At 53.0% G+C, this 20443-nt stretch carries 23 protein-coding genes; 11 read left to right on the top strand and 12 right to left on the bottom strand.

Features of this window, described 5'->3' with window-relative positions:
• On the bottom strand, positions 1-237 hold a 237-nt coding region (locus tag KUC_RS20040; protein ID WP_503660758.1), incomplete at its 3' end, for a thiolase family protein.
• A gap of 187 nt (positions 238-424) precedes the next feature.
• On the opposite strand from KUC_RS20040, the gene KUC_RS19355 reads away from it, so the two are divergent.
• The 5 genes from KUC_RS19355 to arsA all read left to right on the top strand — a co-directional run bounded on the left by KUC_RS19355 (position 425) and on the right by arsA (position 5018).
• The gene (locus KUC_RS19355) at positions 425-775 is read left to right on the top strand and encodes an ArsR/SmtB family transcription factor (RefSeq protein WP_083825771.1); all 351 of its coding nucleotides are present in this window, start codon (positions 425-427) and stop codon (positions 773-775) included.
• 95 nt (positions 776-870) lie between these two features.
• Entirely contained in the window at positions 871-1950 is a 1080-nt protein-coding gene (arsB, locus tag KUC_RS10435) for an ACR3 family arsenite efflux transporter (RefSeq protein WP_040480652.1), read from the top strand.
• 78 nt (positions 1951-2028) lie between these two features.
• On the top strand, positions 2029-2835 hold the full coding sequence (locus KUC_RS10430; RefSeq protein WP_007113161.1) for a universal stress protein: 807 nt from the start codon (positions 2029-2031) through the stop codon (positions 2833-2835).
• 57 nt (positions 2836-2892) lie between these two features.
• A complete protein-coding gene (gene arsD, locus KUC_RS10425; RefSeq protein ID WP_040480650.1) occupies positions 2893-3267 on the top strand; it encodes an arsenite efflux transporter metallochaperone ArsD in 375 nt (124 codons plus the stop codon).
• Between the two features lie 11 nt (positions 3268-3278).
• Positions 3279-5018, top strand: a complete 1740-nt coding sequence (gene arsA, locus KUC_RS10420; protein WP_007113159.1) for an arsenical pump-driving ATPase — start codon at positions 3279-3281, stop codon at positions 5016-5018.
• Positions 5019-5155: 137 nt separating this feature from the next.
• Here arsA and KUC_RS10415 read toward each other — a convergent pair whose 3' ends face one another.
• The 10 genes from KUC_RS10415 to arsH form a co-directional block, all read right to left on the bottom strand.
• A complete protein-coding gene (locus KUC_RS10415; protein ID WP_007113158.1) occupies positions 5156-5614 on the bottom strand; it encodes a hypothetical protein in 459 nt (152 codons plus the stop codon).
• A 161-nt stretch (positions 5615-5775) separates the two neighbouring features.
• Entirely contained in the window at positions 5776-5877 is a 102-nt protein-coding gene (locus KUC_RS20305; RefSeq protein WP_083825769.1) for a DUF1731 domain-containing protein, read from the bottom strand.
• 91 nt (positions 5878-5968) lie between these two features.
• Complete coding sequence (locus KUC_RS19345) at positions 5969-6259, bottom strand: hypothetical protein (RefSeq protein ID WP_244264784.1); 291 nt, start codon at positions 6257-6259, stop codon at positions 5969-5971.
• A gap of 32 nt (positions 6260-6291) precedes the next feature.
• Positions 6292-6525, bottom strand: coding sequence for an MTH895/ArsE family thioredoxin-like protein (locus tag KUC_RS10410; RefSeq protein WP_007113157.1), 234 nt, complete (start codon positions 6523-6525; stop codon positions 6292-6294).
• 56 nt (positions 6526-6581) lie between these two features.
• Positions 6582-7931: a permease gene (locus KUC_RS10405; protein ID WP_007113156.1), complete on the bottom strand. Its 1350-nt coding sequence runs from the start codon at positions 7929-7931 to the stop codon at positions 6582-6584.
• A 140-nt stretch (positions 7932-8071) separates the two neighbouring features.
• On the bottom strand, positions 8072-8275 hold the full coding sequence (locus tag KUC_RS20335; RefSeq protein ID WP_007113155.1) for a CC/Se motif family (seleno)protein: 204 nt from the start codon (positions 8273-8275) through the stop codon (positions 8072-8074).
• Between the two features lie 116 nt (positions 8276-8391).
• Positions 8392-8799, bottom strand: coding sequence for an arsenate reductase (glutaredoxin) (arsC, locus tag KUC_RS10395; protein ID WP_007113154.1), 408 nt, complete (start codon positions 8797-8799; stop codon positions 8392-8394).
• Between the two features lie 18 nt (positions 8800-8817).
• Positions 8818-9486 (bottom strand): NADPH-dependent FMN reductase, encoded by a 669-nt coding sequence (locus KUC_RS10390; RefSeq protein ID WP_007113153.1) that lies wholly within the window; start codon positions 9484-9486, stop codon positions 8818-8820.
• Between the two features lie 15 nt (positions 9487-9501).
• Positions 9502-10578 carry an ACR3 family arsenite efflux transporter gene (gene arsB / locus KUC_RS10385; RefSeq protein WP_007113152.1) on the bottom strand — a complete coding sequence of 359 codons (1077 nt, stop codon included), beginning with the start codon at positions 10576-10578 and terminating at the stop codon, positions 9502-9504.
• Positions 10579-10591: 13 nt separating this feature from the next.
• Positions 10592-11329 carry an arsenical resistance protein ArsH gene (gene arsH, locus KUC_RS10380; RefSeq protein ID WP_007113151.1) on the bottom strand — a complete coding sequence of 246 codons (738 nt, stop codon included), beginning with the start codon at positions 11327-11329 and terminating at the stop codon, positions 10592-10594.
• A gap of 152 nt (positions 11330-11481) precedes the next feature.
• Here arsH and KUC_RS10375 point away from each other — a divergent pair, with 152 nt between their 5' ends.
• Positions 11482-11895 carry an arsenate reductase ArsC gene (locus KUC_RS10375; RefSeq protein WP_040480648.1) on the top strand — a complete coding sequence of 138 codons (414 nt, stop codon included), beginning with the start codon at positions 11482-11484 and terminating at the stop codon, positions 11893-11895.
• A 24-nt stretch (positions 11896-11919) separates the two neighbouring features.
• On the top strand, positions 11920-13617 hold the full coding sequence (locus tag KUC_RS10370; protein WP_007113149.1) for a methyl-accepting chemotaxis protein: 1698 nt from the start codon (positions 11920-11922) through the stop codon (positions 13615-13617).
• Between the two features lie 76 nt (positions 13618-13693).
• Here KUC_RS10370 and KUC_RS10365 read toward each other — a convergent pair whose 3' ends face one another.
• A complete protein-coding gene (locus KUC_RS10365; protein WP_040480647.1) occupies positions 13694-14881 on the bottom strand; it encodes an acetyl-CoA C-acyltransferase in 1188 nt (395 codons plus the stop codon).
• Between the two features lie 126 nt (positions 14882-15007).
• Here KUC_RS10365 and KUC_RS10360 point away from each other — a divergent pair, with 126 nt between their 5' ends.
• The 4 genes from KUC_RS10360 to KUC_RS10345 all read left to right on the top strand — a co-directional run bounded on the left by KUC_RS10360 (position 15008) and on the right by KUC_RS10345 (position 20292).
• Positions 15008-15577, top strand: a complete 570-nt coding sequence (locus KUC_RS10360) for a TetR/AcrR family transcriptional regulator (RefSeq protein WP_040480645.1) — start codon at positions 15008-15010, stop codon at positions 15575-15577.
• A gap of 189 nt (positions 15578-15766) precedes the next feature.
• Positions 15767-17437 carry an AMP-binding protein gene (locus KUC_RS10355; protein ID WP_007113145.1) on the top strand — a complete coding sequence of 557 codons (1671 nt, stop codon included), beginning with the start codon at positions 15767-15769 and terminating at the stop codon, positions 17435-17437.
• A 39-nt stretch (positions 17438-17476) separates the two neighbouring features.
• The gene (locus KUC_RS10350) at positions 17477-18244 is read left to right on the top strand and encodes an SDR family NAD(P)-dependent oxidoreductase (protein ID WP_007113144.1); all 768 of its coding nucleotides are present in this window, start codon (positions 17477-17479) and stop codon (positions 18242-18244) included.
• Between the two features lie 242 nt (positions 18245-18486).
• Complete coding sequence (locus KUC_RS10345) at positions 18487-20292, top strand: acyl-CoA dehydrogenase C-terminal domain-containing protein (protein ID WP_007113143.1); 1806 nt, start codon at positions 18487-18489, stop codon at positions 20290-20292.
• Positions 20293-20443 lie beyond the last annotated feature (151 nt).

The raw sequence follows: 20443 nt of genomic DNA, 5'->3' as shown, positions 1-20443 counted from the left end.
AAAAGGACCCCCGCCGCCGATACCCGCCTGGCGGGCGGAGTTCATGCGGCATCCCGCCTGAATAACGTGGCCCATAATCAGTGATTGCACTTTGTCGGCGCTGAGTCCTGACCTGGAAAGGGTCTCCTGAATGACCCGTGCACCGAGGTCGGGTGCAGGCGTATCTTTGAGACTACCTCCATAGGTGCCGATAGCAGTGCGGACGGGGTGACAGATAACGACGTCGCGAGATGGCATGACGGACTCCTCGTGTCGATAAATGAAATGCATTAGCTCATACACTTTAATATATATATAGCACGCCATATGTAATTTATCCGCAATATGCTTCAAGCCCATGGTCACAACCGCAATACTCTGTAAAGCACAACATAGCTAATTCTATTCATTGACAGAAATAATATATGTCCATATTATTGGACATATGGAATCATTAAACGCAATAGAAAGCTTTGCTGCGCTTTCACAGGAAACTCGCCTGAAGGCATTCCGGCTGTTGGTTCAACATGAGCCAGAGGGACTTCCAGCAGGTGAGATCGCTAAGCAGCTAAACGTGCCGCACAACACAATGTCTGCACATTTGTCTGTGCTGTCTCAGGCAGGGTTGGTGGTTTCTAGGCGTCAGAGCCGTTCGATTATCTATCGAGCCAACATGAGTCACATGCAGGTGATGATCGAGTTTTTGGTACATGACTGTTGTTTTGGCCACCCTGATGTTTGCGAGCCAATCGCATCCTCCTTGAGCAGCTGTTCATCCTTAATAAATGAGTCATGAGATGGCTAGGCCGCCTTTGATCTATCACAACCAAATGTAGAAACTCACGCTAATACAGGCGATTAACGTAAGCTAACTGGAAGTGGAGTAGTGGTATGAGTACGAATCAGATTTCACAAGCCCCAAGTGCCACAGAGGGTATGGGTCTGTTTGAGCGTTTTCTTTCACTTTGGGTGGCATTGGCTATCGTTGCTGGCATCCTGCTGGGTCAGTTCGCGCCCGCTGTTCCCGAAACCCTTTCACGCTTTGAGTACGCCCAAGTATCTATCCCCGTCGCCATACTTATCTGGGCGATGATCTTCCCGATGATGGTTCAAGTCGACTTCACTTCCCTTTTGGGGGTGCGCCGACAGCCCAAAGGTTTGGTGATTACAACGGCGGTTAATTGGTTGATCAAACCCTTCACCATGTTTGCGATTGCTTGGTTTTTCCTGATGGTGGTGTTTGAGCCGTTCATCCCCGCTGATAAGGCCAGCGAATACTTAGCTGGCGCGATCCTGTTGGGTGCAGCTCCCTGTACGGCGATGGTGTTTGTATGGAGCTATCTTACCCGCGGTGATGCTGCCTACACGCTGGTGCAGGTTGCCTTGAATGATTTGATTATGCTGTTTGCCTTTGCGCCCATTGTGGTCTTCCTGCTTGGTGTATCGAATATCCAGGTACCTTGGGACACCGTTATCTTGTCCGTCGTGCTGTATATCGTGATTCCTTTAGGCGCTGGTTACCTAACGCGTCGGGCGGTCATTAAAAGGCGCGGTATTGAATGGTTCGATAATGTCTTTATGAAGCGCCTAGCGCCAGTGACGCCTATCGGTTTGATTATCACCTTGATACTGCTGTTTGCTTTTCAAGGCGATGTGATCATCGCCAATCCGTTGCACATTGTGCTAATCGCGATTCCGCTGATCATCCAAACCTTCCTTATCTTTTTTATCGCGTATGGCTGGGCCAAAGCATGGAAGGTGCCGCATAACATCGCCGCTCCAGCAGGCATGATCGGTGCCAGTAACTTCTTTGAACTGGCGGTAGCTGTGGCGATTGCACTGTTCGGACTTCAATCCGGTGCGGCCCTGGCAACCGTAGTGGGTGTGTTAGTTGAGGTGCCGATCATGCTGGCCTTAGTGCGCATTGCCAACAAGACTCGCCATTATTTTCCTGAGGCTGAAGAGGCATAAGCCTGATCCAAGAATTGCACGAATAGCCGTTACCCGTGCCTGTAAAAACGCATGCATAACATTAGTAAGGAGCGACACATGTTCAAACATATCCTCATTGCTGTCGATTTTTCTCCCGCATGGCCTTTACTCAGGCAGCGTCTCGAAAAGCTGACTGCCTGGGGCACTAAACGCGTCACGCTAATGTATGTCCTTAGCACGCGCTATCCGGCCAGCCCTCAGGAAACCCATCGTACCCACTATGAAGCTAAGTTGGCTGATCTAGCCAGTGAACTTGCTACGTCGGCGTTGAGTATCGAGAGTCAGGTTCGCTCCGGTGAGCCGGGTGCCGTGATTGCTGAAGCGGCGCAAGAGCTGAATGCTGACTTGGTATTAATGGGCTGTCGTGGATATAGCCGTTGGCATGAGTTTTTCCTGGGTAGTACAGCATTGGATGCTGCTCGCCTTACGCAGCGACCTCTGTGGCTAGAACCGGTTACCGAAAATCAGGGCAGCCGAGATTTTCGGCTGATGATTCTAGCAACAGACGGCTCTCAAGCGGTTACAGGCGCCGAAGAAATGGCGGGCAAGCTCGCTGCGCACTTCCAACGCTCCCTTGCGGTGGCTGCCGCCTGTGCTTCTGAAGGGTGTGACCGTGAGATTGAAGATGCTCAGCGCCATCTGAACACTCTCGCTGAACAAATAGAGGGGTTAGAAACGAGAATTCTTGATGGCAATCCGCGCAATGTGATTACCGCTGAAGCGGATCGGGAAGCTGCCGATCTAGTGGTCATTGGGAAGCGGGGGCGCAATCGGATTCACGAATTTCTGCTCGGCAGTACCGCCGAGAATATTGCGCGTGATGCCCATTGTCCCGTACTGGTCGTACCGAGCAAGCCTGAATGATAAGCCGTCGAGCCACCGCTATTTCTTACTATTCAGATTTTAAAAGGCGATATTAGTATGACCACGATAACGGTTTATGACCCACCCATGTGTTGCTCAACCGGCGTTTGCGGCGCCGACGTCGATCAACAGCTAATAACGTTTGCCGCCGATTTGGACTGGCTGAAAAGCCAGGGCGTTACCGTGCGGCGAATAAATCTTAGCCAAGAACCCACCGAGTTCGCAGCCAACCCCGAAGTGAACGCGTTGATGCAGGCCTCGGGAGGCGATGATCTGCCAGCGGTTCTGGTCAACGATAAGCTTGTTTCCAGGGCGAAATACCCGTCACGCGAAGAGCTTGCCAACTGGAGCAGGGTCGTTGTTAAACATCATGAAACAGCCCCGCAGCTAGACACCTGCTGTACCTATGACACCAACAGCAATTGCGGCTAAGGAGCAAAGCTATGTTCACTAATCTTCCAAAATTCGTCTTCTTTACTGGTAAGGGAGGCGTCGGTAAAACCTCATTGGCATGTGCGACCTCCGTTAATCTCGCTGACGCTGGAAAGCGGGTTTTACTGGTCAGTACCGATCCCGCCTCGAACGTTGGTCAGGTGTTCGACACCAAGATAGGCAATCACATCACGTCAATTGCCAATGTGCCTAGCCTGGAGGCACTGGAAATAGACCCAGAAGCAGCCGCAGAGGAGTACCGCGAAAGGATCATCGGCCCGATACGCAACACTCTACCTGAAAAAGCTCTCGCCAGTATTCAAGAACAGTTGTCAGGTGCTTGTACCACCGAAATTGCGGCGTTTGATGAGTTTACGGCGTTGTTGACCGATCAAGCGCTAATCGAGCGCTATGACCACATCATTTTTGACACGGCACCGACCGGCCACACTATACGACTTCTCAAGTTACCTGGCGCCTGGAGCGGATTTCTGGAAACCGGTGGTGATGCCTCATGCCTTGGGCCACTAGCTGGATTGGAAAAGCAACGTGAGCGTTACGCTGCAGCGGTGGAAAGTCTCTCGAATGCTGACCTGACGCGACTCATCCTCGTTACTAGGCCACGTACTAGCTCATTATCCGAGGCGGCGAGAACGCACCGGGAATTGGCCGATATTGGCATACAAAATCAGCATTTAGCGATTAACGGTGTAATGCCGGAGGATGCGCTGGGCGATCCGCTTGCCAACAGTATGATTGGCCGAGAAGGAGACGCTATCAATGGAATCAGTACGGCGCTTGCGAGCTTACCGCAAACTCGTTTTTATCTGCGCCCTGAAAACCTGGTAGGGCTGGATGCCTTGCGGCGCATGAACCAACCGGTTGACGCTATGCATCCAGAAGCAACCCACAATGCGATAACCCATTTACCGACGTTATCTCACTTGGTAGATGCTATTGAAGCCGATGGTAAAGGTTTGGTGATGACCATGGGTAAAGGGGGCGTTGGGAAAACCACCATCGCGGCAGCAGTGGCCGTAGAGCTGGCTGCCCGTGGACACGACGTGTTACTGACCACGACCGACCCGGCCGCGCATCTGACCGAAACCCTGGCGGGCGACATCGACAACTTAGAGGTAAGTCGCATTGATCCCGCAGTGGAAACGCAGGTTTATCGCGATCACATTATGGCGACCCGTGGTGCCAGCCTTGATGCACAGGGTCGCAAGATGCTGGAAGAGGACTTACGTTCGCCCTGTACAGAGGAGATTGCCGTATTCCAGGCCTTCTCAAGAGTAATTCGTGCAGCCGGACGCAAGTTTGTGGTGATGGATACGGCACCTACGGGTCATACGCTGTTGCTGCTGGATGCAACGGGGTCCTACCATCGAGATATTTTGCGTCATGCGAGCGAAACAAGTGCACGCATGGTAACGCCAATGATGCGTCTTCAAGACCCATCGCAAACGAAGGTGCTTATTGTAACGTTGCCGGAAACCACCCCGGTGCTAGAAGCGGCGCGGTTACAGGACGACCTCAAGAGAGCGGAGATTACGCCCTACGCTTGGGTAGTCAACGCTAGTCTTGCCGCTACCGAAACGACACATCCGCTCCTTGTTGCTCGGGCCGCGACGGAAGCGCCGGAGATTAAGCGTGTTCAAGAAAAGCTTAGCCTCCGTTATGCCGTTGTACCTATGCTGGCGGAGGATCCTGTTGGTGCATGCAGGCTGCGTGCGCTGGTGGCGGGCTAGCTCGATTTTCTAAGGGGGTATTTTTCAAGCAGCTCATGAAAAGTGGAGTGACTAGAATGTTACTCGGATAATCCACCCATCTGCTCATGAGAAACAATACAATTTTAGAGGCGAGATCTACACATTTCGAATGTTAATTAGTAGATCTCAAGCCTAGCAATGTCTCGGCTCTGCAGGCGCGCTTCTGCATCCTGATTCGCCGCTAACTGCTGAAAGAGCTCGGCTTCCTCTGGCATATCCGCCAATTCAGCACGCAATAGATACATATCTTTGAGAAGTTGGTGAGTCGCCATGACGTTAGCCAGAATATCATGCAAATCGGAACACCCTGCACATAGAGGCACGCGCTCCAGCAGGCTTGGATGCCCAAAATTCTGGTGGTCGATTAACCATGTGGACAGCAAGCCATCGTCTGCATCCTCTAAATAGCTTTCCATAGCGTCGCGCATGCGCCGCTCGCGGTCAGCTAGGAAAACGAGTGCCATCTTCATGCGCTCGTCAGATTGTTGGTTCGCCAGGGTTGAGTACTGATCTGACAGCCGATGATGAAAATCGTAAATCCATGTAAGTAGATCTTTTACCTGTCGGAAGGCCATGATGCTTCTCCTGAATGCGGGTGATTGAATAATGCTCCGCTTCCACGCGATAACAGTACTCACCTTGATGGCGTTTACCATGCGATCCAACTGTAGGCCCGGTGAGGCAGGACACTTGATGAAGTGTAGCCGTTGTTTAACGGCTTAGCGCGAGCCACGACTCAGGAGAGTATGTTGTAGACCGCTGGGCGGATCTGCGGAAAGCGAAAGTGAAATCCTTCTGCGAGCAACCGGTCGGGATGCACCCTCTGACCGTTGAGAATGACTGTTGCACCGTGCCGAGAAGATGCCGAATCACCATAGAGGGAACTAGCACGCGAAAGTCGCTATGCGACGCGCGGGCAAAAGCAGCAGTTATCTGAGACATCCGCACAGGGTAGGTGGACGTAGCGTTGTAGGCTCCCAAGGAGCAAGCACCACAGCAATGGCGGTCAAATTGACGGGTAAGGCCAGATCCCCTGGACGAGATAGCTGAACATGTTTGAGGTTGCCCCCCCTGGCACCAGCGAGACCAGCAGCAACCCGGCGGCGAATATGGTGACAGGTTTTGGCAAAGTCTATTTTGGTCAGATTGAGGCCCATTGTCATCATCACACCGACCAATGCCCAGGGAAGTAAAACCTGGGATAACCTTTCAGCGGACATTCCAATTCCTTGAAAATATCTTGAATAAAGAGCTATTGCTTGAGTAGTTTCTGAATCTCCTCTGCGCTGGCTACTTTACCTTCAATCACGACGTTGTCATCGATACCTAGCGCAGGCGTACGCATGATGCCTTCATCAATAATGGCGTTCACGTCGGTCACTTTCTCGATTTCCACCGTTAAGCCGAGTGCTTCGGCGGCCTCTGTTGCATTGGCAGTAAGTTGTTGGCACTTCTTGCAGCCGCTGCCGTATATTTTGAGTTTCATGGAGTCACTCCTTTTGGTTTGAACAAGCTGGCCTACAGCAATGGCGGGGATATTTCTCAAGGCCAAAACTGACCATAAAGATAGCCGGACAGCGTCGCCATCACCACGACTAGCGTGCAGTAAACGAGGGTTTTCTGGGTGCCAATAATAGTGCGAATCACCAGCATATTGGGCAATGACAGCGCCGGCCCCGCCAGCAGCAGTGCCAGCGCCGGGCCCTTGCCCATGCCATTACCTATCAAACCTTGAACGATGGGCACCTCGGTGAGGGTCGAGAAATACATAAAGCCGCCCAGCAGCGAGGCGAGGAAGGTAGAGCGTAAACCGTTGTCTCCTACCGCCAGCACCACCCATTCTGAGGGAATGAGTCCTTCTTCACCTGGGCGGCCCAGCAGCAGTCCGGCCACGAATACCCCGGCTAACAGTAGTGGCATAATCTGTTTGGTGAATCCCCAGCTCTGTTCTGCCCACTCGCGGTCGTCGTCACGCAGGGTGGCGATTAGCATGAGGCCGATGATGCCTATCGCGAAAGCCAGCTCCGGTACGTTGGGCATTAGCAAAGCAGCAATTCCTACGGCACCCGCCAATACCGCTACTTGATGAAGCGGCCAGCTCCAGCGACGCATCAGTAGCAGGGCGAAAAGCCCAGAGAGAACGGCGGTTATATGCCACTTAAACGCATGAATGGTCATCCAGGTAGTGCTGTCGGCAGCGGCCCAGTTGGCGAAGACTAGAATACCCACCATCAGGCCAAAGAATACGCCGATCTGGCCTAGCGGGCGGGAGAGCTCTCCATTGAAGCCACGGCTGTTTTTGGTTGCACGGGCCTGCTCCTCGTGACGGTAGATCAGGTGCATGATAATGCCGATTACCACGGCAAAAACAATCGCACCGATTGCCCTAGCCAACCCCAGCTCCAAACCCAGTACTTTGGCGGTTACCACAATAGCCATGATATTGATGGCTGGCCCCGAATAGAGAAAGGCAATGGCCGGCCCCAGACCCGCGCCCCGGCGATAAATACCGCCGAAAAGCGGTAGCACTGTGCAAGAGCAGACGGCCAGTAGAGTGCCGGAAACCGAGGCCATACCAAAGGCGACAGGCTTAGAGGCATTAGGCCCCAGGTAGCGCATGACTGCGCCTTCGCTTAAGTAGGCAGCCATAGCACCGGCGATCACAAAGGCCGGTAATAGGCAGAGGATAACGTGCTCCTGAGCATACCAGTGTGTCAGCCGGATACCTTCCAGTACGGCATTGTCGAAGCGCGCCGTTCCAGCGGGCAGGAAGTAGATCAGTAAGAATATCCCCACCACAGCCACGAGCCAGCGTACTTGAGCGGGGTTCTCCTTGGCGAGGTTGAGCAGGCGAGGGGCGAAGGAGAGAGAGGAGGGGCTTGATTCCGACATGGGTTGCCTCGTATGAAGCGGTAAGGAATATTGTTATAAGCATATATGTTTATGCGTATGTTATCCAGATTAATCCAGCCGCCAGGGCGAATTCGAGGATTACGGCACGCTTACATCGCCAATGAGCGTTGTATCCATCGCTATCTCGTTATGCGTTTGGACTGAACCGCTACCCCATCAACATAGAGACGGCGCAATTTCCACCAGCCTTCGGCTCCTATGCGCAAGTTTTCGTTGGCGAGTTCCGGCGCAATGTGGATCGAAATATCATCCTGAATATGATGCTGGTAGCGCTGTGACTCATCTGGGCTTCGACCTGCGGGCGCCCCCGCCACAGCAGCCATGGCGGGGGGGGAAGGCGGACAGTGACGATGCCGCCTTGTTGCTCAATAAATGCTGCCGCGTTGCTGTCTATATCAATAATACTGTCTATTGCGCACCCTATATCATGGTTATGGTATTAACGCGCTGGATAGTAAACAGTTTCACCATCCTCTTTAGTAAAGTGGGCGATTGGTTGCTCTAGCAGTTCCAATACCTGCTCTGAAGGTCGGCAAAGCCGCGCGCCCTTATTTGTGACCGCAATGGGCCGATTAATCAGAATCGGGTGGGCCATCATGGCGTCGATAAGTTGTTCATCATTGAGAGATTGATCGTCCAGTTTTAGCTCGTCATAGGGGGTGCCTTTTTGACGTAGTAGCTCTCTGGGTGATATCTGCATCATCGCCAACAGCTCTTCCAACTTTTCCCTGCTGGGCGGTGTTTCCAGATAATAGATCACCTCCGGCGATTCGCCAGAGGCTTCGATCATCGCCAGCGTATTGCGTGACGTACCGCAGTTGGGGTTGTGGTAAATAGTGACAGGCATGGTGTCCTCACGATTGATTTAGCTACTTTCACTTCCGGGCGCGTTACGTTGAGAGGGCGCGGTTTTAAAGGCGGGCGATACCTTCGTTGGGTCTATTTGGCTTTTGTAGTTAGAGGCTGCTTCTGCCCACCACATTAATTGGCCAAATGTTCGGCCGAAATAGCTTTCCCAACGTTCCTGTTCCTGCCCAAAATGTCCGTCCAAGTTCAGCGCCTCCTGTGCTCTAGGTATATGTATCATTGCCGACACCGGCAGGCAGCCCAGCTCCGAGAGGAACGCGCGCATGGCCACGGCGGCACGCACGCCACCCCATTGGCCCATTGAGTAGGTCACGATGGCGCTGGGTTTAAACGCAAACAGTGAGGCGCCGAAGTGGTTAAGTAGATGGCTTAGCGCTGGGCTCATGGAGTGGTTGTACTCGGGGCTGACCATCACGTAACCATCGGCAGCGGCGATTTTGTCAGCAAGCTCAGCTAAGTCATCCGGCGCATCGGCTTGTGCGTAAGCAAAATGCGGCTTGAAAGGCGCCTGCAGCGATAACGCTAATGGGTCAATAATCTCAGCGGTTGTATGGGGGAGTGAGGAGAGCAAGCGCTCGCAAGCTTTTGCTACCCGCTCACCAAGGCGAGCGGGGGAGGGCGGCGTAGTGGTGCGGGTTGAACCCAGAAATATCAAATAGTGTGCCATAGCGCTTACTCCGGATTAGTGAGCATCTGCTGGAAAATGATGGCGGGTTTTATTGGCAATTCTCACCAGCGCCAGCATAAGCGGCACTTCGACCAATACGCCGACTACTGTGGCTAGCGCAGCGCCCGACTGTAAGCCAAACAGCGCGATAGCCGCTGCGACCGCCAGTTCAAAGAAGTTGCTGGCGCCGATCATTGCCCCTGGAGCGGCAATGTTATGCGGCAATCGCCAGGCTTTAGCCCAACCATAGGCAATAAAGAAGATCAGAAATGTTTGAATAATCAGTGGTATCGCGATCAGCACAATATGTAGCGGATTATTGAGAATGACCTCGCCCTGGAAGGCAAAAAGTAGCACCAGGGTAATGATCAAGCCAATCGGAGTGATCGGGCCAACGCGCTTCATAAACACGTTATCGTACCACTCGGCGCCGCGCTTTTTGATTAAGCTTTGCCGCGTGATATAACCCGCCGCCAGGGGGATCACAATATATAGTACAACTGACAGGGCGACGGTGTCCCAAGGTACCTGAATATTGGAAATGCCCAGCAGAAAGACCACGATGGGTGCAAAAGCGAACAGCATGATCAGGTCGTTGAGCGCTACTTGCACCAGGGTGTAGGCAGCATCGCCGCGGGTTAAATAGCTCCACACAAACACCATCGCCGTACACGGTGCGGCGCCGAGCAGAATGGCGCCCGCTAAATACTGGCTGGCTAACTCGGCGGGAATAAACGGCCGAAAGATCACCATCAAAAACAGCCAGGAGATCGCGAACATAGTGAAAGGTTTAATCAACCAGTTCACCGATGTAGTGATAATCAAACCTTTTGGCTGGCGCCGAACACCGAGTATCGAGGTGAAGTCAATTTGCGCCATCATGGGAAATATCATCGCCCAAATGAGTACCGCCACCGGAATCGATACTTGAGCCACTTCAAAACGTGAAAGCGTTTCCGGTACCGATGGGATAAATTGCCCAACCAAGATGCCCACCACAATGGCAAGCGCTACCCATAGCGAGAGATAGCGCTCAAATACTCCCATTCCTTCTACGGTGGAGGGTGATGCATTGTCTTGCAGTGCTGACATGTGGAGTTCCCTATTAGATGGCGCGCTGGTTCACACGCTTGGAGAGTTCTTCCGCGCTTTCTTTGCGTTCCGAATACCGATCCGTTAACAGATCGCTGCGATCACGTACTAGTATTGTGAATTTCACCAGCTCTTCCATGACATCCACGATACGGTCATAAAACGGTGAGGGCTTCATGCGGTCATTATCATCAAACTCCATAAAAGCCTTAGGCACAGATGATTGATTGGGGATTGTCAGCATACGCATCCAGCGCCCCAAAATACGCAGCTGATTGACCGTGTTGAATGATTGCGAACCGCCGCACACCTGCATTACCGCTAATGTCTTGCCTTGGGTAGGCCGCACGCCACCTAGCGCAAGCGGTATCCAATCTATTTGCGCTTTCATAATGCCGGTCATCGCGCCGTGACGTTCAGGCGAACACCACACCATCCCTTCGGCCCATTGAGCCAATTGACGTAGCTCGTCGACTTTCGGGTGACTGGCATCTTCAGAATCCGGTAACGGCAGCCCCCTGGGGTCAAAGATTCTTGTTTCTGCGCCCATGGCATTTAGCAAGCGAGCGGCTTCTTCAACCGCCAAGCGGCTGAAGGAGCGTTCACGCAGGGATCCATATAGCAGCAATATTTTAGGCGCGTGTTCAGCGTTTTGTGGGATCCCCAGCCGCTCGCAGCTGGGTTGCTCAAAGAGCTCAGCGTCTATATTGGGTAAATCATTGAGGTCAGAAAAATCATTCAGTGAGTTCATCGCGGTCTACCAGTTTTTGAGCCATCTTAGGTTAATGGCTTCATGATATATGTTTTTTCGTATATTTCTAGCGCTGCTATATAACTGCAATATTGCCGTCATGAATCCGGCGTAGAGTGACAACCACTGAATACATAAGAGGCTGTTTATTTATGACGAAGCGCCGCGTGCTGTTTCTCTGCAATGCTAACTCTGCACGATCTCTGATGGGAGAGGCGCTGCTTCGCCATATGGCAGATGATCGTTTTGAAGCGTTTAGTGCCGGTTCTGAGCCCGATGAGCCCCATGCGTTGACACTCGAAGCGTTGCGAAAGCAGGGGCTTCCTACCGAGGGCTTGCGCAGTAAGTCGTTGGATGAGTTTGAAAGCGAGTCTTTCGATTTCGTCATTATACTCTGCGATAAGGCCCAACAGGCGTGCCGCGAGTGGTTAGGTGATGCGCAAGAAGTGTTTCACTGGGATATTCGCGACCCGCGCCTTATTGGCAAGCCGGATGCTTATGAGCAGGCGTTATTAGAGATTCGTCGGCGCCTGCAGCTTTGGCTGCCCCTCCACAAGTCTGATTAATCTTACTGAAAGGGGTGGGTCGAGATGAAATGGATTAATAACTTAAGTGTTAAAGCAAGCTGGACGCTTGTGCTAGTTGCGTTCAGTGGTTTGGTTCTCGTCATTGGTGCACTGGGATTGTTTGCCAACCATTTTGGCCGTGAGGCATTCACGTCACTTCATGAAAGGGACATGGCGCAAATTCGTGAGCTAGATGGTGCTTACACTCAGCTACTGCGTGCGCGAATTCAGATGAACCGGGCGGCGGAGTTAATCCGTACCCCTTCTTTCGATCGCCCCGAACCGCTTGTTGAGGAGGCTCAACGTTTGCTCGACGAGGCGTCTGAGCATTTCAATCGATTTACAGCCAGTGATTTTGATCAAGATCAGCAGGCGCTGGTTGATCAGTTAACCGCTAACTATCGATCTTTCTTTAACAATAATCTCAGTCTACAGATGATGATGCTTGAAGAGCGCGATGTGCCAGGTTTTCTTTCGGGTGAGTCGCGGGTGGATGATAGCAGTCAGCGGTTTGTAGAGAGTGCCGAGGGCTTTTTTGCCGCTTCCGCTCAGCGGGGTAGTACCTTGCTAATGCGTTTTGAGCAGGTGTCATCGGTACTTTTTTGGGGCGTGATTGCGGCGCTAGGCGCTGCGTTGTTGGTAGTGACGGTAGTGGTATGGGGCGTGCGAAAAAACGTGCTTCGCCCATTGAAGACGATTACCGGGCATTTCCAGCGCATTGCTAACGGGGATCTGTCTGCGCCGGTAACGGCATATTCAACCAATGAAATTGGTCAGCTGTTTAGTGAGTTGGAAAAGATGCAGCACTCGTTGACGTCCACGGTTAATCGACTTAATGCGAGTAGCCAGCAGGTGTATAGCAATAGTCAGGAGATGACCGAGCAGAACCAGCTCTTGGCGAGCCAAACCGACACTCAAGTGTCAGCCTTGCAGCAAATGGCAGCGAGCTTGGAGCAGTTAACCGCCACGGTGAATCAGAATGCTGAAAGTGCGGCGCATGTTAATCAGTCAACGGCGGATGTTTCTCACAAAGCGCAGCAGGGTGATGAAGTGATTACCCAGTTTATCGCTACCATGGAAGCGATAAATGATCACTCCGAAGAGATTCAAAGTATTATCCGCATGATTGAGAGCATTGCTTTCCAAACCAATATATTAGCGCTCAATGCCTCGGTTGAGGCGGCGCGTGCCGGTGAACATGGGCGTGGATTTGCGGTGGTCGCTAATGAAGTGCGTGCGCTGGCTACGCGTAGTGCCAGTGCTGCCAGTGACATTCGGATACGCATTGAAGCGTCGAGTGCGAGTGTCCAGCAAGGTAGCGTACTGTCTCAGCAAGCTGGTGAGCATACTCGGGCGATCATGCAAGCAGCGGGTAACGTCAACACGATGATGACGCAAATTACCCATGCTTCAGAGGAGCAGCGGCGAGGCATTGAAGAGGTCAATCAGGCGGTTACCCAAATCGATACCACCACCCAAGACACTATGCGCCTAGTCAATCAGGCGGCCCAGAGCGCAGAAGTGTTATCCCAAGAAGCCTTGCAGATGCGTGAATATGCCGGTCAATTCAGTGTTGTCGAGGAAGTAGCTGAAGCAGGCCGATATCATGTCAATGGAAATGATGTCGAATATCCCGAATGGGAGCAGCTTAGCCAAGATGGATCAGCCATAGCACGACCCCAGCATGATGACCGTAAAGCCCGTTTGCTTGCCGTTTCATAGCATTAATCAAGGGTTGGCTAAAACGCCCTGGCTGACATTCTGCCAGGGCGTTAATCGGAATGGTTTAACCTACTGACTAATCGATTAGCTCAACGGCGACGGCCGTTGCTTCGCCGCCGCCAATGCATAAGCTTGCAATGCCGCGTTTACCGCCTTTAGTGCGCAGTGCATGAATGAGCGTGGCGATGATGCGTGAGCCGGTAGAGCCAATCGGGTGGCCTTGGGCGCAGGCGCCGCCAAAGACATTGACCTTGTCATGTGGGAGACCCAAGTCATCCATGGCCATTAGTGTGACCACCGCAAAGGCTTCGTTGATTTCAAACAGATCAACGTCATTAACGCCCCAATCTAGCTTTTTCATCAGCTTTTCAATCGCACCCACAGGCGCGATGGTGAACTCGCTAGGGTGTCGCGAGTGAGTGGTGTGGCCTAGCATACGTGCTAGCGGCTTAATGCCTTGCTGATCCGCAGCTTCCTGACTAGCCAAGATAAGTGCCGAAGCGCCGTCGGAAATTGAGCTGGCGTTGGCGGCGGTAATCGTGCCTTCTTTGGCAAAGGCTGGGCGCAGCTGGCGGATTTTGTCGAGCTTGGCTTGGAAGGGTTGCTCATCGTGTTCGACAAGGGTTTCGCCCTGGCGAGAGGTGACCATCACAGGTGCCATTTCTGCGCTTAGGTGGCCTGCGTTGGTGGCGTCCATGGCGCGCTCAAGGGACGCAATAGCAAAATCATCCAGACGCTCACGAGTATAGCCGCGCTGAGTAGCCACATCCTGGGCAAAAACGCCCATTAATTTGCCCGTTTCGGCGTCTTCTAACCCATCCAAAAACATATGGTCTTTTAGCTCACCGTGCCCCAGCCGGTAGCCACCGCGCGCCTTGGTAAGCACGTGTGGAGCGTTAGACATGGACTCCATACCGCCAGCCAGCAAAATATCGCCACTGCCCGCTTTGATTAAATCGTGTGCAAGCATGGCTGCTTTCATACCCGAGCCGCACAGCTTGTTAATCGTGGTGGCGCCATTGGCATCAGGAATGCCCGCTTGGCGCATTGCCTGACGTGCCGGGCCCTGCTTAACGCCCGCAGGCAGTACACAGCCCATAATGCCTTCGGTGATGGCCGCAGGATCAATGCCGGCCTCTTCTATTGCCGCTTTGATGGCGATTGCACCAAGTTGTGGCGCTGTCATGCTCGCCAGGCTGCCCATCATGCCGCCCATCGGCGTGCGTTTGGCGGCTAGAAATACAACATCGGTGGGGTTACTCATGGCCAATCTCCTTCAGGTTTATTGTGATTATCATGCAGACTAGTGGGTGATACGTTGACCCGTAGGCGGTGCTGTGGTTCTCTCCAGAGTAACCAAGCAAGCGCTAGTGTAAATGACATGAATGTAATGAATGCATCCCCTCGCCGCAAGGAATTGACGCGCCTCGCTGCTCAGCTATTCGTCCAAGAGGGCTTTGACCGCACTACGGTGCGCATGTTGGCGCAGGAAATGGGCATTAAGTCCGGTAGCTTGTTTCATCATTTTAAAGATAAGCAGGAAATCCTCGCCGCGGTCATTGAAGAGGGTACTCAAAATGCCTTGATGATTGCTCGCAAGGCGCTGGATGAGTGTGCCGCAGAGCCTGAAGTTCGGCTGCGCGCTATGGTACGTGCCCATCTCGAAACTCTCTTAACTGACCGCAATGCCCATGTGGTGGCACTGTTTGAGTGGCGACGACTCGACCCAGCGGCCAGCGCCCATTTGAGCCATTTACGTGATGCCTACGAGGCGCTATGGGTCGATGTTATCGACGATGCTTTGGAAGCAGGATTGATCCATGGTGACCGCTTTCTTGTCTCGCGCTTTGTGTTGGGGGCGCTGAACTGGACGGTGAGATGGTACGACCCCAACGGCCCCCGTTCGCCTGATGACCTCGCTGACGAGCTGGTCGCCATGATTATGCCCACCTCCGCTTGATGCCCCGGTGACAACAGCCTCGACCAACGTCTAACGCTACAATTTATAACAGTGCTTGCTCTCTGCGCTGTTTACTTTTAGCGTTGCTATTATCTTTAAGCTTACGTTAACGTCAACGGATAAATATAACAACTTTGCTTGCGCCAATTCTCACTACGAGCTCATTTCCAATAACACAAGAGAGCCATCATGACAGCGACATCACATTCACTGCCCGACTATCACCACTACCTCGATAACTTTTCCGTGGATAGCGTTATCGCTCGCCTGGATGATCATCAGGACGGCCTGCTAAATGCCTTTGAGGCCTGTTGTGGTCGCCATGTGCGCGCCGGCCGTGGCGATGTGCTGGCGCTGATTCAAGAGGACGCCCAGGGTGATATGCATACCCTGACTTACGCCGAGCTAGATGAGCAGAGCGCGAAGTTGGCGGGGTGGTTTCAATCCCAAGGATTGGGTAAAGGTGACCGCATTGCCTGCATGCTGCCGCGGTCGCCACAGCTGTTGATTGCGGTGCTCTCTACCTGGCGAATCGGCGCGGTTTATCAGCCGCTGTTTACCGCCTTTGGCCCCGATGCGGTGGACTATCGGCTAGGGCGTGCAGGTTCCAAGTTGGTGATTACTGATCACGCTAATCGCTATAAATTTGATGGCCTCAGCCAATGTCCACCGGTACTCGCCGTAGGTGGGGCTACTAGCGAACACGCTGATGATTATGACTGGCAAGCTGCATTGACGCATACGTCAATGAGCGACAAGCCGCCGAGGCTCTCGCCTGAAGCGCCATTTCTGCAAATGTTCACCTCCGGCACCGTAGGCAAGCCCAAAGGCGTTGCTGTGCCACTGGCAGGGATGACCGCTTTTGCAATCTATATGGAGCTGGCCATTGACCTGCGTGATGACGACCGTTTCTGGAATATGGCCGACCCTGGCTGGGCCTATGGTCTTTACTACGCGATTACCGGGCCACTGTTGCTTGGCGTGACGACGCATTTTTGCGAGGCAGGGTTTAGCGCCGAAGGTGCGCTGGCGTTTATGAAGCGCCATCACATTACTAATTTTGCTGCTGCGCCGACCGCTTACCGGCTAATGAAGGCATCAGGCCTGTTTGATGACGCCCATGAAACGCTAGAGCTGCGTGCGGCGAGTTCGGCGGGCGAGCCTCTAAACACGGAAGTGGTGACCTGGGTTGAGAAATCGCTGGGCTGTCCGGTTATGGATCACTACGGCCAGACCGAAACCGGTATGACGTGCAATAACCACCACGCTCTTGATCATCTCAAACATGTGGGTGCAATGGGCGTGCCGATGCCAGGTTATCGCCTGGCGATTTTGGATGCGGAGTATAAAGAGCTGCCTGCCGGCGAGCCTGGTGTTCTCGCCGTCGATATCAAGAACTCCCCTGCGCACTTTTTCCAGGGCTACACATGGCAAGAGAAGAACCCCTTTGTAGAGGGCTATTATCTGACTGGCGATGTGGTTATCCGCAATAAAGACGGCACCTTTCAATTTGCCGGGCGTGACGACGACATTATTACCACGGCGGGTTACCGGGTGGGGCCTACGGACGTAGAGAATAGCGTGATGACGCATCCTGCAGTCGCCGAGTCTGCGGCAGTGGGGCAGCCCGATGAGATTCGCGGTGAGGTGATCAAGTCGTATATCGTGCTGAGAGAAGGCTATGAGGCAAGCGACGAGCTTGCAGATGAGATTAAGCAGCGGGTAAGGGAGCGGCTGTCAACCCATGCCTTCCCACGCATTATTGAGTTTGTCGATGAGCTGCCTAAAACCCCCAGCGGTAAGATTCAGCGCTTCAAATTGCGTGCCCAGGCGGTAGAAGAAGCCAAGGCTGCCAAGTAAGCATAACAGCCATCCACAACAACCATAGGGAATACGGTTATGCAGGTTAAGGATAGTACGTTTTTAATTACCGGTGCCGCTTCGGGGCTTGGGGCAGCAACCGCAGAGCGGTTAGTAGCGGCGGGGGCTCGCGTCGTTTTGTGTGATCTAAACGATAGCGTCAAAACTCATGCTAAGCAGTTGGGAGAGCAGGCTCAAGCGTGCCTGGCGGATATCACTTCAGCCGAACAGATGCAGCAGGCAGTCGATAAAGCGGTAGCACTGGGCGGCGATCGTGGGCTTTCTGGGGTAGTTCACTGCGCAGGCGTGGTCAGTGTGGCCAAGTTGGTGGATCGTGAGGGCAACCCGGCTGATTTAGACAGCTACGCTAAAACGATCAACATCAACCTGATCGGCACTTTTAACGTTATGCGGCTTGCGGCTGCCGCGATGGCTAAAAATGTGCCTAATGAGAGTGGCGAGCGCGGAGTGATCATTAATACCGCTTCAATCGCTGCTTTTGATGGTCAGGTAGGGCAGTGCGCTTACAGCGCCTCTAAAGCGGGTGTTGTGGGTATGAGTCTTCCCGCTGCCCGCGAGCTTTCCCGGCACGCTATCCGGGTCATGGCCATTGCCCCGGGCGTATTTGAAACGCCGATGATGAGTGAAATTCCTGATGAAGCTGCCGAAGCGCTAGCAGCAGCGGTGCCATTTCCTAAGCGTTTGGGTAAGCCAGATGAATTTGCTCAATTAGCCGAGCAGATTATTACCAATCCCATGCTCAACGGCGAGTTGATTCGTTTAGACGGTGGTATTCGCATGCAGTAAGTAGGTGATAGGTAGGTGGAAGGGCAATAGGGAAACTCGTCAGCTTTTAGCTGGCGAGTTTTTTTATTATTAGCACCAAGGGTTTATTGGTTGGGCGACCAAAGTTCTAGAGTATTTTTAGGCTAAATTAAAACGCTCGCTTGACTCTGCGTGGCGTCCGCGCTAATTTTCAAACATGCGTTTGAAAGCCGTGAGCTTATATGTGCTGTTCGGCTCTCAACCACCCTTTTTGGAGAAGTGCGATGCCCAGTTATCAGGCCCCTATTCGTGATATGCGTTTCGTCATGGACGAAATGTTCGATTACCCCGCTCACTATGCACGTTTACCCAGCGGCGACGATGCATCGCCAGACGTGGTCAGCGCTATTTTGGAAGAGGGTGCACGCTTCGCCCGTGAGGTGCTGTTACCGATCAATCAGAGTGGCGATGAAGAGGGCTGCCAGTTAGAGGGAGGTGAAGTCAAAGCGCCTAATGGTTTTAAAGAGGCTTATCAGCAGTATGTAGAAGGCGGCTGGCCGAGCCTGGCTGCCGATCCTGCTCATGGTGGTCAGGGGTTGCCGCCTTCATTGGCGATGCTACTGTCGGAAATGATCTGCGCGACTAACCTGGCGTGGGGGATGTACCCTGGGCTTTCTCATGGCGCGGCTGATGCGCTGAAGCACCATGGCACCGACGAGCAAAAAACGACGTACCTCACTAAGCTGGTTGAAGGGGTATGGACGGGCACCATGTGCCTAACCGAGCCGCATTGCGGTACTGACCTCGGTTTGATCAAGACGCGAGCAGTGCCTATCGATGGCGACGCCTATGCGATTACCGGCACCAAAATCTTTATCTCCGCCGGAGAGCATAATCTGGCTGAAAATATCGTTCATTTAGTATTGGCAAAGCTGCCGGATGCGCCGGAAGGCTCTAAAGGTATCTCGCTATTTGTAGTGCCCAAGTTTTTGCCTGATGCCCAAGGTAGTGTGGGTGAGCGTAATGGCGTCACCTGCGGTTCGCTCGAGCACAAAATGGGCATTCATGGTAATGCCACCTGCGTGATGAACTTCGATGGCGCAACCGGCTATCTGGTAGGGCCACCCAATAAAGGGCTGGCGTGCATGTTCACCATGATGAACGCAGCGCGTCTCGGGGTGGGCATTCAAGGGCTGGGCTTGATTGAAGCCAGTTTTCAGAATTCATTGAGCTATGCTCGCGATCGGCTACAGATGCGTGGATTATCGGGCAAGCAGGCACCTGAAAAGCCCGCTGATCCGATTATCGTTCACCCCGATGTTCGCCGCATGCTGCTGACCCAGAAAGCCTTCGCCGAAGGCGGGCGTATGTTGGTGCTTTATGCCGCGCAAATGCTTGACGTGGTGGAGCATGGTGAGCCGGGTGAAGAGCGAGATCACGCTGAAACCCTGCTTGGCTTGCTAACACCTATTGTTAAGGCCTTCCTGACCGAAGTTGGTTTTGAAAGCACTAACGAGGGCGTTCAGATCTACGGTGGTCATGGCTTCATTAAAGAGTGGGGCATGGAGCAATTGGTACGCGATGCTCGCATTACTCGGCTTTATGAAGGTACTACCGGTATCCAGGCGCTTGATCTGCTGGGCCGTAAAGTACTCATGAGTCAGGGTGAATCGCTGAAGGTCTTCACCAAAGAGATCCATAAGTTCTGTAAAGCTGAAGCCGATAACCCAGCTCTTAAAGAGTTTGTCGAGCCGCTGGCTAAGCTCAATGCCGAGTGGGGCGAACTGACTATGGGCGTAGGCATGAAGGCAATGCAAGACCGCGAAGAAGTTGGTGCGGCGAGCGTTGATTACCTCATGTATTCCGGCTACGTCACGCTGGCCTACTTATTTGCCCGCGCGGCCAAGCAGGCGTCTGCTTCTTTAGAGGGTGACGATAAAGCCTTCTACACCGCTAAGTTGAATACTGCCCGCTTCTATTACCAGCGGCTACTGCCGCGCACCAAGGCACATGCGCAGATGATTCAATCCGGCGCTTCCAGCCTAATGGCCATCTCCAGCGAAGATTTTGGTTTGGGTTTTGAAATCTGAACCGTCGATTATTTAAGGCGTGAGGCAAATTACGCCAATTAGCACTCTCTGGTCAGGCGTTCTGATCGGTGGTTTGCGGCAGAAGGGCAACCTTCTGCCGCTTTTTTATACGCAAAAACTTCTTTTGCTTGCTATCTTGATAGTGAGGCCT

The sequence above is a fragment of the Vreelandella boliviensis LC1 genome (assembly GCF_000236035.1).
Classification (GTDB): Bacteria; Pseudomonadota; Gammaproteobacteria; order Pseudomonadales; family Halomonadaceae; genus Vreelandella; species Vreelandella boliviensis.
This window is presented reverse-complemented; position numbering and strand designations above follow the sequence as displayed.

What these genes read in the sequence shown, in the direction of transcription:
- KUC_RS19355 (WP_083825771.1), top strand. Translation starts at nt 425, where the DNA reads ATGGAATCATTAAACGCAATAGAAAGCTTTGCTGCGCTTTCACAGGAA.
- KUC_RS10345 (WP_007113143.1), top strand. Translation starts at nt 18,487, where the DNA reads ATGCCCAGTTATCAGGCCCCTATTCGTGATATGCGTTTCGTCATGGAC.
- KUC_RS20335 (WP_007113155.1), bottom strand. Translation starts at nt 8,275, where the DNA reads ATGGCTGCTGTGGCGGGGGCGCCCGCAGGTCGAAGCCCAGATGAGTCA.
- arsH (WP_007113151.1), bottom strand. Translation starts at nt 11,329, where the DNA reads ATGAACTCACTGAATGATTTTTCTGACCTCAATGATTTACCCAATATA.
- KUC_RS10430 (WP_007113161.1), top strand. Translation starts at nt 2,029, where the DNA reads ATGTTCAAACATATCCTCATTGCTGTCGATTTTTCTCCCGCATGGCCT.
- KUC_RS10390 (WP_007113153.1), bottom strand. Translation starts at nt 9,486, where the DNA reads ATGGCACACTATTTGATATTTCTGGGTTCAACCCGCACCACTACGCCG.
- KUC_RS10360 (WP_040480645.1), top strand. Translation starts at nt 15,008, where the DNA reads ATGAATGCATCCCCTCGCCGCAAGGAATTGACGCGCCTCGCTGCTCAG.
- KUC_RS10415 (WP_007113158.1), bottom strand. Translation starts at nt 5,614, where the DNA reads ATGGCCTTCCGACAGGTAAAAGATCTACTTACATGGATTTACGATTTT.
- KUC_RS10365 (WP_040480647.1), bottom strand. Translation starts at nt 14,881, where the DNA reads ATGAGTAACCCCACCGATGTTGTATTTCTAGCCGCCAAACGCACGCCG.
- KUC_RS10370 (WP_007113149.1), top strand. Translation starts at nt 11,920, where the DNA reads ATGAAATGGATTAATAACTTAAGTGTTAAAGCAAGCTGGACGCTTGTG.
- KUC_RS10410 (WP_007113157.1), bottom strand. Translation starts at nt 6,525, where the DNA reads ATGAAACTCAAAATATACGGCAGCGGCTGCAAGAAGTGCCAACAACTT.
- KUC_RS10355 (WP_007113145.1), top strand. Translation starts at nt 15,767, where the DNA reads ATGACAGCGACATCACATTCACTGCCCGACTATCACCACTACCTCGAT.
- KUC_RS10405 (WP_007113156.1), bottom strand. Translation starts at nt 7,931, where the DNA reads ATGTCGGAATCAAGCCCCTCCTCTCTCTCCTTCGCCCCTCGCCTGCTC.
- KUC_RS10350 (WP_007113144.1), top strand. Translation starts at nt 17,477, where the DNA reads ATGCAGGTTAAGGATAGTACGTTTTTAATTACCGGTGCCGCTTCGGGG.
- KUC_RS19345 (WP_244264784.1), bottom strand. Translation starts at nt 6,259, where the DNA reads ATGTCCGCTGAAAGGTTATCCCAGGTTTTACTTCCCTGGGCATTGGTC.
- arsB (WP_040480652.1), top strand. Translation starts at nt 871, where the DNA reads ATGAGTACGAATCAGATTTCACAAGCCCCAAGTGCCACAGAGGGTATG.
- KUC_RS10375 (WP_040480648.1), top strand. Translation starts at nt 11,482, where the DNA reads ATGACGAAGCGCCGCGTGCTGTTTCTCTGCAATGCTAACTCTGCACGA.
- arsD (WP_040480650.1), top strand. Translation starts at nt 2,893, where the DNA reads ATGACCACGATAACGGTTTATGACCCACCCATGTGTTGCTCAACCGGC.
- arsC (WP_007113154.1), bottom strand. Translation starts at nt 8,799, where the DNA reads ATGCCTGTCACTATTTACCACAACCCCAACTGCGGTACGTCACGCAAT.
- arsB (WP_007113152.1), bottom strand. Translation starts at nt 10,578, where the DNA reads ATGTCAGCACTGCAAGACAATGCATCACCCTCCACCGTAGAAGGAATG.
- arsA (WP_007113159.1), top strand. Translation starts at nt 3,279, where the DNA reads ATGTTCACTAATCTTCCAAAATTCGTCTTCTTTACTGGTAAGGGAGGC.